The sequence below is a fragment of the Hydrocarboniphaga sp. genome (genome assembly GCF_965279055.1).
GTDB lineage: Bacteria > Pseudomonadota > Gammaproteobacteria > Nevskiales > Nevskiaceae > Hydrocarboniphaga.
Genome location: NZ_OZ257125.1, coordinates 567,936 through 582,154 on the forward strand (window position 1 = coordinate 567,936; position 14,219 = coordinate 582,154).

Below are 14,219 nucleotides of genomic sequence, written 5' to 3' on the forward strand. Positions count from 1 at the left end.
CCACTATCGGCAATTTCTTACAACATGACAAGGTAATCACGAGGACTCACTTCCGCCTCGAAGAAACTCCGTTCGTCCCGAGTAGCCTCGCTTGCGAGGCGTATCGAGGGAGCGCGCTCTGCTTGTGTCCCTCGATACGCGCTTCGCGCTACTCGGGCGGAACCGGTTTCGGCTGAGTCGGTGTCCCGGTCGCGTCATCGTCGTCGCCGTCGGCCGGCATCTGATCCTCGGGCGTGGCCAGAACCACCGGCTGCGGCGCGCGGAACAGCACCTTGCCGAGCAGATACTGGTCGATCATCTGCCGCGCGATCGGCGCCGCCGATGTGCCGCCGAAGCCGGCGTGCTCGGCGATCACCGCCACCGCGATCTTCGGGTCGTCGATCGGCGCGAAGGCGATGAACAGCGCGTGGTCGCGCAGGTGCTTGGGAATGCGATCGATTTTCGGCGCATAGGTCTCGTCCTGGCGCAGGCCGGCGACCTGGGCGGTGCCGGTTTTGCCGCCGACCGTGTACGGCGCGTCCTTGAACACCGCGTAGGCGGTGCCGGTCGGGCCCTGCGTCGCCAGGCCCATCGCACGGATCACTTCGTCGTAGATCGCCGGCGCGACCTCGTTGATCGGTGGCAGCGCCTGAGGCTCGACCAGCTGCTTGTCGCCGCTGACGGTATCGACCATCGCATGCACCAGGTGCGGTTTGTAGCCGCCGCCGCGCGTCGCCAGGCGCGCCGCCGCCTGCGCCAGCTCCATCGGCGTCACCGTGAAATAGCCCTGGCCGATGCCCATGTTCACGGTTTCGCCCAGGTACCAGCCCTGCTTGTAGACGCGGCGCTTCCATTCCCGCGACGGCAGGATGCCGGCCTTCTCGTTGGGCAGGTCGACGCCGGTGGCCTTGCCGAAACCGAAACGCGCCAGCATCTCGTCGATGTGGTCGATGCCGAGATTGACCGCGGCCTGGTAGAAATAAACGTCGCAGCTCTGCGCGATCGCCTGGTCCAGCGCCAGCGCGCCATGGCCGCTGCGGCGGTCGCAGCGGTATTTGCGCGCCACGCCGGGTAGCTGGAAATAGCCCGGATCGTAGATCGTCTTGGTCGCGCTGATCGCGCCGTAGTGCAGGCCGGCGATGCCGAGGAAGGGCTTGATCGTCGAGCCCGACGGGTAGGTGCCGATCACCGCGCGGTTGTACAGCGGCCGGCGCGGGTCGGCCAGCAGCGCCTGGTAGCTGTCGTTGTCGATGCCGTCGACGAAAGGCGCCGGCGAGAAACCCGGAGTGCTGACCAGCGCCAGCACCTCGCCGCTTTTCGGGTCGATGGCGACCGCGGCGCCGTCCAGATCGCCGAACTCCTGCACGGTCACGGCCTGCAGCTTGGCGTCGATCGACAGCACCAGGTCCTTGCCGGCGCTGCCGGGCCGGAAGCCGAGTTCGTTCAGTGGCCGGCCGTCGGCGTTGACCTCCATGACCTTGCTGCCCGGCATGCCGCGCAGATCGTCCTCGTGGCTCTGCTCGATGCCGGACTTGCCGATCTGGTTCAGGCCCAGATACTGGTCGGCGTTGAGGTTGGCGTAATCGGCTTCGGAAATGCCGCCGACGTAGCCGATCAGGTGCGAGGTGACGTTGTCCAGCGGGTATTCGCGGCTCAGCTGCGCGTTGACCTCGACGCCCTGGTATTCGTAGCGGTCCTGCTCGAAGCGCGCGACTTCTTCCAGCGACAGATGCGTGCGCAGCGGTACCGCGCGATAACGCGGCGTGCGCCGCACGCGCTCCTTGAAGCGCGCGATGTCGCGCTCGCTGATGCGCACGTCGGCGGCGAGCAGTTTCAGGGTTTCGTCGAGCCGGCCCTGGACTTTTTCCGGCGTGATTTCGAGCACGAAGCTCGGCTGGTTCTGCGCCAGCACGACGCCGTTGCGGTCGTAGATCAGCCCGCGCACCGGCGCCACCGGCACCAGGCGCGTGCGATTGGCGTCGGCGCGGGTCGAGTAGTAGTCGTGCTGCAGCAGCTGGATCGACACCAGCTTGGCGACCAGCACGCCGACCATCAGCAGCGTGATCACCGCGGCCGTTCCGATGCGCCGCGCGAAGCTGCGCTTCTCCTCGTAGACGTCCCTGACCGCTTCGAATGTCCGCCGCCGTCGGCGCGGCGGAAGTTCGATTCGCATGAGCCCTCGTGTGTGCTGGCAGAAGCGGCAACGCGCTTCGGGCCGGCATTGTAAAACCGATGCGCGGCAACGGGCCCCGTGCTTACGTATCGGCCTTGTTACTTGGCGATCGTTTTGCGATCTGCCCCCTCGGCGAAACTCCGTTCGCCCCGAGTAGCCGGACGAGTCCGGCGTATCGAGCGGCCAGACCGCGAGACCTCAAACCTCGATCAGCGACCTCAGCATCTTCACCACGATCGCCTCCATCTTGGCGGTGTCGTGCTCGGGGTTATAGAGCTCGCGCACGGTCAGGCCGTTGAGCAGTGCGTTGAACACTTCCAGCCTCGCGTCGAGGTCGTCGTCGGCGAGGCTGGCCACCGAAGGCTCGAGTTCGCGGAACATTTCGCGCTGGCGGTTGATCAAACGCTGGTCGGCCCTGCGCATCAGCTCCGCGATCTTCGGGTTGCGCTCGCCTTCGGCGACGGTCTCGAAGAACAGCGCGCGTTCGCCGCGCTTGGTGTCCTCGCCGGTGCAGTCGCCGGCGCGTGCCATCAGCGCGTCGAACAGGCTGGCCTTGCGTGCCGCCGCGTTCATCCGCTGGAAGGTTTCTTCCAGTTTTACTTCGACGATCGCGGCAATCAGCGCCTCCTTGCCGGGGAAGTAGTGATAGATGTGGCCGACGCTCATGCCGGCGGCTTCGGATATCTGCGACATGCTGGCGCCGTGGAAGCCGCTTTCCTCGAAACATCGGATCGCGGCCTGTACCAGCTTCATCCGGCGCAGCTCGCCTTTCTTGGGCTCGGTCTCGCCGGCGCTCATCGCCCTACCCGACAGTGTTGCAAGTGCATGCCGTTGCTCCGTTACAACGATCGACGATGGGCGTCGATCGGAAAAATTGATTTGCCAGCACCGCAGGGCGTTATAGAATGAACGCTCATTCTAATTATAGCCACCCGCGAGGTGGAAACGGCCAGCGTATCGGCCAAGTGCAGGGGGCAGGGTAAAGGCGGGCCACGCGGTCGTCTTCGCCCGGACTGCTTAGGCCGCGCCCGTGCATTCAGGAATACCGATGTCGAAGACCAAGCTGTTGCCGCTATTGTCCGTGCTGATCCTCGGCGCCTCGCTGGCCGCCTGCGGCAAGTCCCAGCCGCAGGCCGCCCCGCCGCCGCCGGAAGTCGGGGCGCTCACGCTGGCGGCGACGGCGGTCAAGCTGACCACCGATCTGCCGGGCCGCACCGTGCCCTACCGCGTCGCCGACGTGCGGCCGCAGGTCAGCGGCGTGGTGCTGAAACGGCTGTTCAACGAAGGCGGTGAGGTCAAGGCCGGGCAGTCGCTGTACCTGATCGACCCGGCGCCGTTCCAGGCCGCGCTCGGCAGTGCCCAGGCGGCGCTGGCCAAGGCCGAGGCCAGCGAGCATGTCGCCGCCGCGAACGTCGAGCGCTACAAGCCGCTGGTCGAAGTCAACGCGGTCAGCAAGCAGGAATACGACGACACCGTCGCCGCCCAGGAAACCGCGCAGGCCGACGTCGCCTCGGCGCGCGCGCAGGTGCAGACCGCGAAGATCAACCTGGCTTATACCAACGTGCAGTCGCCGATCAGCGGCCGCGCCGGCCGATCGATGGTCACCGAGGGCGCGCTGGTGACCGCCAGCCAGACCACGTCGCTGGTCACCATCCAGCAGCTGGATCCGATCTATGTCGACCTCGTGCAGCCGAGCGTGATGCTGCTCAAGCTGCGCCGGCAGATGGCCAGCGGCGAGCTGACGCGCGCCGGCGACGATGCCGCCGCGGCGAAGTTGCAGCTTGAGGACGGCAGCGTCTATGCGACGCCGGGCAAGCTGCAGTTCTCCGAAGTCACCGTCGATACCAGCACCGGCTCGGTGACCTTGCGCGCGATCTTCCCGAACGCCGACCACACGCTGCTGCCCGGCATGTTCGTGCACGCCACTCTCGAGGAAGGCCAGCGCGAAGGCGCGCTGCTGGTGCCGCAGCAGGCGGTCACGCACAACCAGAAAGGCGAGCCGACCGCGATGGTCGTCGGCGCCGACGACAAGGTGGAACTGCGCAAGCTGAAGACCGAGCGTGCCATTGGCGCCAACTGGCTGGTCAGCGAGGGCCTCAAGGCCGGCGATCGCGTGATCGTGCGCGGCCTGCAGCAGGCCAAGCCGGGCAGCCAGGTGAGCGTGCGCGAGGTACCGCTGGCGGAGCTGGATCCGGCCGCGCCGCAAGCCGAGCCGCCGCAGAAGTCGGCCCAGCGCTGATCCGCGCGATCCAAAAGGAATTCCAAGATGGCCAGTTTCTTTATCGATCGCCCGATCTTTGCGTGGGTACTCGCGCTGATGGCGATGCTGCTCGGCGGCCTGGCAATCAAAAGCCTGCCGGTCGGCCAGTATCCGGCGATCGCGCCGCCCGCGGTGTCGCTGACGGCGCAGTATCCGGGCGCCTCTGCCGACACCGTGCAGAGCACCGTGGTGCAGGTGATCGAGCAGCAGATGAGCGGCCTCGACGGGCTCATGTACTTCTCGTCCAACAGCGCCAAGGACGGCAGCGCGACGATCACGCTGACGTTCAAGCAGGGAACCAATCCCGACATCGCCCAGGTGCAGGTGCAGAACAAGCTGAACCTGGCAACGCCGCTGCTGCCGCAGGAAGTGCAGCAGCAGGGCATTCGCGTGGCCAAGGCGACCAAGAACTTCCTGGTCGTGGTCGGCTTCGTCTCGCAGGACGGCAGCATGTCGCCGCAGGACGTGTCCGATTTCATCGTGTCGAAGATGCAGGACCCGCTGAGCCGCACGCCCGGCGTCGGTGACTACCAGGTGTTCGGCAGCCAGTACGCGATGCGCATCTGGCTCGACGCGGCCAAGCTCAACAACTACGGCATGGTGCCGAGCGACGTGCGCGCCGCGATCCAGGCGCAGAACGTGCAGCTCGCGTCCGGCGAACTCGGCGCGCTGCCGATCGTCGGCAACCAGCAGCTCAACGCGACGGTGATCAGCGAAACGCGCCTGCAGACGCCGGCCGAGTTCGAGAAGATCCTGCTGCGCGTGAATGCCGACGGCTCGCAGGTGCGGCTGCGCGACGTGGCGCGCGTCGAGCTCAACGGCGAATCGCTGGCGACGTCGGCGCGCTACAACGGAAAGCCGGCCGCCGGTATCGCGATCAAGCTCGCCTCGGGCGCCAATGCGCTCGACACGGTCAAGGAAGTGCGTGCCACGGTGGAGCGCCTGAAACCGCTGTTTCCTGCGGGCCTGGAGCCGATTTACCCCTACGACACCACGCCGTTCGTGAAGCTGTCGATCGAGGAAGTGGTGAAGACCCTCCTTGAGGCCATCGTGCTGGTGTTCCTGGTGATGCTGCTGTTCCTGCAGAACTTCCGCGCCACGCTGATCCCGACGATCGCGGTGCCGGTGGTGCTGCTGGGCACGTTCGCGATCCTGTCGGCGGCCGGCTTCACGATCAACACCCTGACGATGTTCGGCATGGTGCTGGCGATCGGCCTGCTGGTCGACGACGCGATCGTCGTCGTCGAGAACGTCGAGCGCGTGATGGCCGAAGAAGGCCTGTCGCCGGTCGAGGCCACGCGCAAGTCGATGCAGCAGATCACCGGCGCGCTGGTCGGCATCGCGCTGGTGCTGTCGGCGGTGTTCCTGCCGATGGCCTTTTTCGGCGGATCGACCGGCGTGATCTATCGCCAGTTCGCGATCACCGTGGCATCGGCGATGGTGCTGTCGGTGATCGTCGCGCTGACCCTGACGCCTGCGCTGTGCGCCACGCTGCTGAAAGCGCCCGGCAAGGGCGGCCACAAGAAGAACCGTTTCTTCACCTGGTTCAACGCGCGTTTCGAATCGGCCAATACCCGCTACATGCACGGCGTGCAGCACCTGATCGGCAACAGCGGCCGCTATCTGATCATCTACGTCATCATCGTCGCCGGGCTCGCGTTCCTGTTCACGCGCCTCAACGGCTCGTTCCTGCCCGACGAGGATCAGGGCATCATGTTCGCGATGGTCGCCTCGCCGCCGGGTGCGACCACGTCGCGCACCGAAGCCTCGTTGACGCAGATCCGCGAGTATTTCCTCGAGCAGGAAAAAGACGCGGTGGAAGGCGTGTTCACCGTCTCCGGCTTCAACTTCGCCGGCCGCGGCCAGAGCGCCGGCATCGCGTTCGTCAGGATGAAACCCTGGGCCGACCGGCCGGGCAAGGATCACACGGTCACGGCCATCGCCGGCCGCGCGATGAGTTACTTCGCCCACAACGTCAAGGACGCACAGGCGTTCGCGTTTGCGCCGCCCGCGGTATTGGAACTCGGCAATGCCACCGGCTTCGACTTCCAGCTGATCGATCGCGGCAATCTCGGCCACGACAAGCTGATGGAAGCCAAGATGCAGTTGCTTGGCGCCGCGGCCAAGGATCCGGTGCTGATGGCGGTGCGTCCGAACAGCCTCGACGACGAGCCGCAGTACAAGATCGACATCGATCGCGAACGCGCGAGCGCACTGGGGCTCACTCTCGCCGACATCAACGACACCTTGTCGACTGCCTGGGGCTCGGCCTACGTCAACGACTTCATCGATCGCGGCCGCGTGAAGCGCGTGTTCATGCAGTCGGACGCGCCGGGCCGCATGCTGCCCGACGACCTCAACAGCTGGTACGTGCGCAACGCCGCCGGCACGATGGTGCCGTTCTCGACCTTCGCCACCGGCCGCTGGATTTACGGCCCGCCGCAGCTGGATCGCTACAACGGCGCGCCGTCGGTGGAATTCCTCGGCCAGCCGAAACCCGGCTACAGCACCGGCGATGCGATGAACGCGATGGAAGCGCTCGCCGCCAAGTTGCCGCCGGGCATCGGCTACGAATGGACCGGCCTGTCGTACGAAGAACGGCTGTCGGGTTCGCAGGCGCCGGCGTTATACGGGCTGTCGTTGTTCGTCGTGTTCCTGTGCCTGGCCGCGCTGTATGAGAGCTGGTCGATACCGGTGGCGGTGATGCTGGTGGTGCCGCTCGGCGTGCTGGGCGCGGTCGCCGCGACGCTGCTGCGCGGCCTGTCCAACGACGTGTTTTTTCAGGTCGGCCTGCTGACGACGATCGGCCTGTCGGCGAAGAACGCGATCCTGATCGTCGAGTTCGCCAAGGAGAACGTCGAGAAGGGCATGGAACTGGTCGAGGCCACGGTGCACGCAGCGCACCAACGACTGCGGCCCATCATCATGACCTCGCTGGCGTTCGCACTCGGCGTGATGCCGCTGGCGATCGCCACCGGCGCCGGCTCCGGCGGGCGCATCGCGATCGGCACCGGCGTCATCGGCGGCATGCTGTCGGCGACGATCCTGGCGATCTTCTTCGTGCCGATTTTCTTCGTTGTCGTGCTGCGCCGCTTCAAGCCCAAGCTCAAGCACGAGGCCGTGCCGCCCGCCGCCGGCCATCACACGGCGTCGGAGCACTGACATGATCATGCAAAAAAATCGCTATCTGCCGCTGGTTTCGGCGGCGCTGTTCAGCGCCGGCTGCACGATGATCCCCGACTACCAGCGGCCCGAAGCGCCGCTTGCTGCGGCCTACGAAAGTACGGCGACGGCGGGCGCCGACAAGACCGTCGCTGCCGACATCGGCTGGCGCGAGTTCTTCACCGATCCGCAATTGCGATCGCTGATCGAAACCGCGTTGAACAACAATCGCGATCTGCGCGTCGCCGCCTTGAACGTCGAGTCGGCGCGCGCGCAATACCGCATCCAGCGCGCCGCGCTGCTGCCGACCATCGACGCCAGCGGCAGCGAGTCGGTGACGAAGTATCCGGCTGGCGTGGTTTCCTCCGGCGCCGGCAGCGGTGCCGACACCGGCAGCAGCACCGCGGTCGGCACCGACGACATCACCCGCACGTTCACCGCCGGCGTCGGCATCACCGCCTACGAAGTCGATCTGTTCGGCCGCATTCGCAGCCTGAATGCGGCGCGCCTGGCCGACTACCTGGCGCTGGAGCAGACGCGGCGCAGCACGCAGATCAGCCTGGTTGCCGAAGTCGCCAATGCTTATTTCGCGCTGATCGCCGATCAGCGTCTGCTGACGGTGACGCGCACGACACTGGAAAGTCAGCAGTCGACGCTGGAGCTGTCGCAGAAGCGCCTCAGCGCCGGTGCCACCGACGCGCTGACGGTGCGCCAGGTCGAGCAGTCGGTGTTCACCGCCAAAGCCAATCTGGCCCAGTACACGCGCCAGCTGCAGCTGGATCGTAATGCGCTGACCCAGCTGCTCGGCCTGCCGGCGCTGCCGGCGGATCTGACGATCGCCGACGGCCTGGACGAGGGCGCGCTGGCCGCGCCGCTGGCGCCGGGCCTGCCGTCGGAGTTGCTGACGCGGCGCCCCGACGTACTCGCCGCCGAGCAGCAGCTGGTCGCGGCCAACGCCAACATCGGCGCCGCGCGCGCCGCTTTTTTTCCGAGCATCTCGCTGACCGGCAGTTACGGCACTGCCAGCACCGAACTCGATGGACTGTTCGACAAGGGCTCCACCGCGTGGAGCTTCGCGCCGTCGATCAGCGTCCCGATTTTCTCGGGCGGTGCCAACGTGGCCAATCTCGACGCTGCAAAAGTGCAGAAGAACATCGGCATCGCACAATACGAGGGAACGATCCAGACCGCGTTCCGCGAAGTGGCCGACGCCCTCGCATCACGTGCCACGCTCGACGATGAATTGATCGCGCAGCAGGGCCTGGTCGATGCAACCAGTGACAGCCTCAAGCTCGCCGGCCTGCGCTTCGATCGCGGCGTCGACAGCTATCTGACGGTGCTCGATTCGCAGCGCTCGCAGTTCGCCGCGCAGCAGACGCTGGAGAAGCTCAAGCTGACACGGCTGCAGAACCTGGTGACCTTGTACAAGGTGTTGGGCGGCGGCTGGACCGAGCAGTCGTCGAGCGGAAAGGCGGCCGACTAAGCAACAGGATTCCCGCCTTCGCGCGAGCGAATCCTTGTTTAAGTCGTCACGAAAAAACCCGAAAATCCCCGGAAAAACTCGTCATAAAAGAAAATGCCCCGCGAGCCAGGGGTGGGACTCGCGAGGCAAGAGTTTCTGGCTTGGGGAAACCAGATCCGTCTAGGGAGTGAAGACGGAGAATGTGAAAAGGGAGAGATCCACATTCAAAGGATTAGATGCGTGTGGCGGCGAATAGTTCAGACGAATTCCGATTATTTTTTGCCGGGACTAGCTGTGACAATGTGTCACTCCGATCCGACTTCGATAAATGGGGTCAGTCGCGCCATACACAAGACACGCGCCGGGGCTCTCGCTTTCGTCGACAAGTCTTGAACAAAAAAGAGGCCCGCATCAGCGGGCCTCTTTTGCACCAGATGACACAGCGGCGGATCAGGCGATCTTGCGCTTCACCAGCATCGAGCCATCGATGTACTTCGGCTCGCCGGCACTGTTGCCGAACTGCTGCACACCACCGACGGCCTTCTTGCGATTGGCGACCGGCAGCGTCTGGACCTTGGATCTGACGGCTTCGGCTTCGTCGTGGGCCGTATCGAAGTCGGCGACATCGCCGTACTGGCCGGCGGAGGCCCAGGTGCCGAACAGGCTGGAGAGGCTGGGGATGATGGTTTTCATGGGTGTTTCCTTTGACGCTCAAGCAGGTCTTGCTGCGATGGGAGCTATTCTGGTTATGGCCCGATAACTTATCCAATCGTCAGTTTTAATGATCACCATTGTTGAATCTGATCTATCAGTAAGTTTGGTAATCGACAATACTGATCGGCGGCTGCGCCAGGGCTACGCCTGCGTGTATCAGATGAGAAAATTACTTTTTAAAACATATAATTAGGTATAAACAAAGGGGTGCGACCGCCGTCGACCCCTCCGCCGGTGCGCGGCCGTATCCGCTGAAGCCGGCCGCCCGGGACGACGGAGCGCGTTTATTTCCGCTTGAAGGCGTCGGCCAGCGCCGAGCCCAGTGAGCCCACGGTCGCGGCTGCCTTCGGCGCCGGCTTGGTGCTGCGCCGCTCCGGGGCGCGGGTGCTGTCGCTGCGTGAACCGGAAACGGTCGCGGCGCTGCCGTCGTCCTTCTTCATCGACAGCGCGATGCGCTGACGCTTCAGATCCACGTCGACAACACGCACCTTGACGATCTGCCCGGCCTTGACCACGTCACGCGGATCCTTGACGAAGCGGTCGGACAGCTGCGACACGTGCACCAGGCCGTCCTGATGGACGCCGATATCGACGAAGGCGCCGAAGGCCGCGACATTGGTGACGGTGCCTTCCAGCATCATGCCCGGCTTCAGATCGGCGACCTCATTGATGCCCTCGGCGAACGTCGCGGTGCGGAATTCCGGGCGCGGATCGCGGCCGGGCTTTTCCAGCTCGGCGAGGATGTCGCGTACCGTCGGCAGGCCGAAGCGCTCGTCGACGAACTCACGCGGATCGAGTTTCTTCAGCGCGGCGCTGTCGCTCATCAGGCTGCGCAGATCGCGGCCGCAGGCTTTCACGATCTTGCTGGCGACGACATAGGCTTCGGGATGCACCGAAGATGCATCGAGTGGCTCGGCACCGTCGCGTATGCGCAGAAAGCCGGCGCACTGCTCGAAGGTTTTCGGGCCGAGCCGCGCGACGTCGAGCAGCTGCTTGCGCGTCTTGAAAGCGCCGCTGGCATCGCGATGCACGACGATGGCTTCCGCCAGACTGCTGCTCAGGCCGGACACGCGCGACAGCAGCGAGGCGGAGGCGGTGTTGAGATCGACACCGACCGCGTTCACCGCGTCTTCGACCACCGCGTCCAGCGATTTGGCCAGGCGATATTGATCGACGTCATGCTGATACTGGCCGACGCCGATCGACTTCGGATCGATTTTCACCAACTCCGCCAGCGGGTCCTGCAGGCGCCGCGCGATCGACACGGCGCCGCGCAGGGTCACGTCCATGTTCGGGAACTCGTTCGCCGCTGCTTCTGATGCCGAGTACACCGACGCGCCGGCCTCGCTGACGACGACGCTGCGCGGCCGCGGTACCGGCAACAGCGGCAGCAGATCGGTGACCAGCTTTTCGGTCTCGCGGCTGGCGGTGCCATTGCCGATCGCGATCAGCTCGATGCCGTGCTTCTTGACCAGCCGCGCGATCTCGGCCTGCGAGCCGCGCACGTCGTTGCGCGGCTGGAAAGGATAAATCACGCTGGTATCGACGACTTTGCCGGTGCCGTCGATCGCGGCGATCTTGACGCCGGTGCGCACGCCGGGATCCAGCCCCAGCGTCGGCCGCGAGCCGGCCGGCGCGGCGAGCAGCAGATCCTTCAGGTTGTCGGCGAACACCTTGATCGCCTCGGCTTCGGCGCGCTGGCGCAGCTCCATCATCAGGTCGACCGACAGATTGGTCGACAGCCTCACGCGCCAGGTCCAGCGCACCACGTCGAGCAGCCAGGCATCGGCGGCGCCGCCGTCGCCGCGGATCGACATGGTCTCGGCGATCATGCGTTCGACCGGCTTCACCGGCGCGACGTCATCGGCGTCGATCTCGATTTCCAGCATCAGGATGTCTTCGTTGCGGCCGCGCATCATCGCCAGCGCGCGATGCCCGGCGACCTTGTGCCAGGGCTCGCTGTGCTCGAAGTAGTCGCTGAACTTGGCGCCGGCCTCCTTCTTGTCGTCGAACACGCGCGAGCGCATCACGCCCTTGTCGCGCAGATACTGGCGCAGCTTGCCGAGCAGCTCGGCGTTTTCGGCGAAGCGTTCCATCAGGATGTCGCGCGCGCCTTCCAGCGCGACTTTCACGTCGGCGACTTCGCCCTGCACGAAGGCGCTCGCGGCCTCGATCGGCACCAGCTGGCGGTTCTCCAGCAGCTGGTCGGCGAGCGGCTCCAGCCCGCGTTCGCGCGCGATCTCGGCGCGGGTGCGGCGCTTGGGCTTGTAGGGCAGATAGAGGTCTTCGACTTCGGCCTTGGTGGTGGCCGCGAGCAGCCTGGCTTCGAGTTCGTCGCTGAGCTTGTCCTGGCTGCGGATCGAGTCGATCACCGCGGCGCGGCGGTCTTCCAGCTCACGCAGATAGCCCAGCCGCTCTTCGAGCTTGCGCAGCTGGGTGTCGTCGAGGCCGCCGGTGACTTCCTTGCGATAGCGCGAAATGAACGGCACCGTCGCGCCTTCGTCGAGCAGATCGACCGCGGCGGCGACCTGCTTGGCCTGCGCGCCGATCTCGGCGGCGATGGTCTGCAGAATGTTCTGATGCCTGCGTTCGGCGGTGGAGCTCATGCGGTCGGTTGGCCAGCGAAACGGGGCGCGACAATAACCGCTGCAGGGGCGAAAACCAAGGCGATCCGGGGCACCCGACGGTGCCCCGGAAAGTCAAGCTGCGGGGCCTTGCGGCCGCGTGTTCAGGCGGTCTTCAGTGCCAGCGACCAGCCGGTGTTGCGGCCTTTGAGCAGCACCGTGCCGCAGTCGCTGCAGGCATAGAGTTTCTGGTTTGGCGAGGCGGCGTAACCGGCGGTGCCGGCCGAGCCGGGGGCGCGCAGGCGGCTGTGCGGTCGCCAATCCGCGGCCAGTCCGATCTGGCCGGTGCATGCTTTACAGGTCAAGTGCAATCTCCGCCGTCCCGCTCGCGTAGCGCGAGGAGTTCGCGGGCAGCATCCGCTCAGTGGAGGCGTTGCGCAATGAGCGGGCGGTGACGACTCGCCAGCCCACCGCCGACGCTCAGCCCGCCTCTTGCGCGTCCGGTCTGCCGGCAGCCGTCTTCGGGCTGCGCGCGATCGGCACGTGCTTGGGCGCCTCGATCGACAGGCGCACGGTCGAGTTGCCGGTGATGCGCGACACCGTCACGCTGATGGAATCCCCAATGCGGATGGTTTCCCCGACCCGCCGCGACAACACCAACATGACGCCTCCCGTATGTTCGCCATGACGCCAGTGTCAGGTCGGTGTGACTCCAAATGATGTGATGCAGGTCACAATTTGCCGTCGGCTTGTGTGAATTGGATTCGTCCGCGGCACCGCCAGGCTTCGGTGCCGCCATAAACGACAACACCGGGCTGGGCCGGTGCGTTCGTCGAAACGAAACGGGGTCTAGTGCGGTCTGCGCCGCTTGCGCCTGGCGACGGTGACCAGCAGCAGGCCGAACAGGCCGGCACCGGCGACCGGAGCACCGGTATCCAGCACCGAATTGGACGATTCGAGAGTGGCCAGCATTGCGCCGTTGGCGCTCTGCGATATGGCGGCCGCGCTGGCGGCGGAGACCAGGGCAGGGATCTGGGCCATTTCCGCCTGCGCATGAATCTGGAAGCTGACGCAGCCCAGTGCCAGCAGCGCGGTGCAGCGGATGACGTTTTTTCTTTGCAGCGACATATCGGACTCCTCCGAACGCATCGCGACCACTTGTCGTTTTATTTCTATGCGGGGTTGTCGAGAACCCGGCTGGTCGTACTGTGCCCCCAACTGCGGCGAGAAAGCTAGCCCCCACCGGCAAGTCGAGCACTCGGCGGGATTTTTTGCCGTATTTGCGGCGGTTTTTTGCGCCGCAGCATCGCGGTTTGGCGCAACGGCGGAGCCTTATCCATCGATGTTGTTCAACAGGCCGAAACAGTAGCCGGCTAACGATTCCGCTTGGGCTTGCCCAGCTTCGGATGCGGATGCGCGTGCGGATGCCCGTGGTCATGCGCCGACGCGCCGTTGACCGGTTTGCCGATCGGCACCACGTGGACCTTGCCGTGGCGCACGCCGCGCTCGGCGACCAGGCTCTCGGCCTGTATCCGCACCTGCTCGGGTTCGCCGCGCAGCAGCGCCACTTCGAAGCACTGCTCGGCGTCCAGATGCACATGCAAGGTGGACACGGCCAGGTCGTAGTGCTGGTGCTGGCCGTCGGCCAGGCGCCGGCCGAGTTCGCGCGAATGGTGGTCGTAGACGTAGGACACGCAGGCCACGCATTGGCCCGAGGCCGGCGCCTCGTCCAGCGCCTCCTTGCCGAGCCGATCGCGCAGCAGGTCGCGTACCGCCTCGGAGCGGTTCTGGTAGCGGTGGCGCGCGATCCACTCGTCGAACTGCTCGGCGAGCGAATCTTCCAGCGAGATGGTGTAGCGCTGCATGGGGCGGTGCGGGCAAGGGGTCAGCGGATTTTCTAGCACG

Annotated in this window: 11 protein-coding genes; 3 read left to right on the forward strand and 8 right to left on the reverse strand. The window is 65.6% G+C overall.

Features of this window, described 5'->3' with window-relative positions:
• Positions 1 to 148: 148 nt before the first annotated feature.
• Positions 149 to 2,152 carry a penicillin-binding protein 2 gene (mrdA, locus tag ACQZF9_RS02720; RefSeq protein ID WP_428311742.1) on the reverse strand — a complete coding sequence of 668 codons (2,004 nt, stop codon included), beginning with the start codon at positions 2,150 to 2,152 and terminating at the stop codon, positions 149 to 151.
• Between the two features lie 198 nt (positions 2,153 to 2,350).
• The gene (locus ACQZF9_RS02725; RefSeq protein ID WP_428311743.1) at positions 2,351 to 2,950 is read right to left on the reverse strand and encodes a TetR/AcrR family transcriptional regulator; all 600 of its coding nucleotides are present in this window, start codon (positions 2,948 to 2,950) and stop codon (positions 2,351 to 2,353) included.
• 250 nt (positions 2,951 to 3,200) lie between these two features.
• On the opposite strand from ACQZF9_RS02725, the gene ACQZF9_RS02730 reads away from it, so the two are divergent.
• Genes ACQZF9_RS02730 through ACQZF9_RS02740 form a run of 3 tightly spaced genes read left to right on the forward strand, consistent with a single transcriptional unit; the run spans position 3,201 to position 9,057 of the window.
• Positions 3,201 to 4,391 carry an efflux RND transporter periplasmic adaptor subunit gene (locus ACQZF9_RS02730; RefSeq protein WP_428311744.1) on the forward strand — a complete coding sequence of 397 codons (1,191 nt, stop codon included), beginning with the start codon at positions 3,201 to 3,203 and terminating at the stop codon, positions 4,389 to 4,391.
• Positions 4,392 to 4,418: 27 nt separating this feature from the next.
• The gene (locus tag ACQZF9_RS02735) at positions 4,419 to 7,574 is read left to right on the forward strand and encodes an efflux RND transporter permease subunit (RefSeq protein WP_428311745.1); all 3,156 of its coding nucleotides are present in this window, start codon (positions 4,419 to 4,421) and stop codon (positions 7,572 to 7,574) included.
• Between the two features lies 1 nt (position 7,575).
• A complete protein-coding gene (locus ACQZF9_RS02740) occupies positions 7,576 to 9,057 on the forward strand; it encodes an efflux transporter outer membrane subunit (protein ID WP_428311746.1) in 1,482 nt (493 codons plus the stop codon).
• Positions 9,058 to 9,486: 429 nt separating this feature from the next.
• On the opposite strand, the gene ACQZF9_RS02745 is transcribed toward ACQZF9_RS02740, so the two are convergent.
• From ACQZF9_RS02745 to nikR, 6 genes are all read right to left on the reverse strand, one after another.
• On the reverse strand, positions 9,487 to 9,729 hold the full coding sequence (locus ACQZF9_RS02745; protein WP_428311747.1) for a hypothetical protein: 243 nt from the start codon (positions 9,727 to 9,729) through the stop codon (positions 9,487 to 9,489).
• A gap of 305 nt (positions 9,730 to 10,034) precedes the next feature.
• Positions 10,035 to 12,356, reverse strand: a complete 2,322-nt coding sequence (locus tag ACQZF9_RS02750; RefSeq protein ID WP_428311748.1) for a Tex family protein — start codon at positions 12,354 to 12,356, stop codon at positions 10,035 to 10,037.
• Between the two features lie 122 nt (positions 12,357 to 12,478).
• Positions 12,479 to 12,679 (reverse strand): hypothetical protein, encoded by a 201-nt coding sequence (locus tag ACQZF9_RS02755; protein WP_428311749.1) that lies wholly within the window; start codon positions 12,677 to 12,679, stop codon positions 12,479 to 12,481.
• Positions 12,680 to 12,794: 115 nt separating this feature from the next.
• A complete protein-coding gene (locus ACQZF9_RS02760) occupies positions 12,795 to 12,977 on the reverse strand; it encodes a carbon storage regulator (RefSeq protein WP_428311750.1) in 183 nt (60 codons plus the stop codon).
• Positions 12,978 to 13,163: 186 nt separating this feature from the next.
• The gene (locus tag ACQZF9_RS02765) at positions 13,164 to 13,442 is read right to left on the reverse strand and encodes a hypothetical protein (RefSeq protein ID WP_428311751.1); all 279 of its coding nucleotides are present in this window, start codon (positions 13,440 to 13,442) and stop codon (positions 13,164 to 13,166) included.
• Positions 13,443 to 13,687: 245 nt separating this feature from the next.
• On the reverse strand, positions 13,688 to 14,179 hold the full coding sequence (nikR, locus tag ACQZF9_RS02770; RefSeq protein WP_428311752.1) for a nickel-responsive transcriptional regulator NikR: 492 nt from the start codon (positions 14,177 to 14,179) through the stop codon (positions 13,688 to 13,690).
• Positions 14,180 to 14,219 lie beyond the last annotated feature (40 nt).

Coding starts and splice junctions, on each gene's coding strand:
- ACQZF9_RS02735 (WP_428311745.1), top strand. CDS start 4,419: ATGGCCAGTTTCTTTATCGATCGCCCGATCTTTGCGTGGGTACTCGCG.
- mrdA (WP_428311742.1), bottom strand. CDS start 2,152: ATGCGAATCGAACTTCCGCCGCGCCGACGGCGGCGGACATTCGAAGCG.
- ACQZF9_RS02765 (WP_428311751.1), bottom strand. CDS start 13,442: ATGTCGCTGCAAAGAAAAAACGTCATCCGCTGCACCGCGCTGCTGGCA.
- ACQZF9_RS02740 (WP_428311746.1), top strand. CDS start 7,576: ATGATCATGCAAAAAAATCGCTATCTGCCGCTGGTTTCGGCGGCGCTG.
- ACQZF9_RS02730 (WP_428311744.1), top strand. CDS start 3,201: ATGTCGAAGACCAAGCTGTTGCCGCTATTGTCCGTGCTGATCCTCGGC.
- ACQZF9_RS02745 (WP_428311747.1), bottom strand. CDS start 9,729: ATGAAAACCATCATCCCCAGCCTCTCCAGCCTGTTCGGCACCTGGGCC.
- ACQZF9_RS02750 (WP_428311748.1), bottom strand. CDS start 12,356: ATGAGCTCCACCGCCGAACGCAGGCATCAGAACATTCTGCAGACCATC.
- nikR (WP_428311752.1), bottom strand. CDS start 14,179: ATGCAGCGCTACACCATCTCGCTGGAAGATTCGCTCGCCGAGCAGTTC.
- ACQZF9_RS02760 (WP_428311750.1), bottom strand. CDS start 12,977: ATGTTGGTGTTGTCGCGGCGGGTCGGGGAAACCATCCGCATTGGGGAT.
- ACQZF9_RS02725 (WP_428311743.1), bottom strand. CDS start 2,950: ATGAGCGCCGGCGAGACCGAGCCCAAGAAAGGCGAGCTGCGCCGGATG.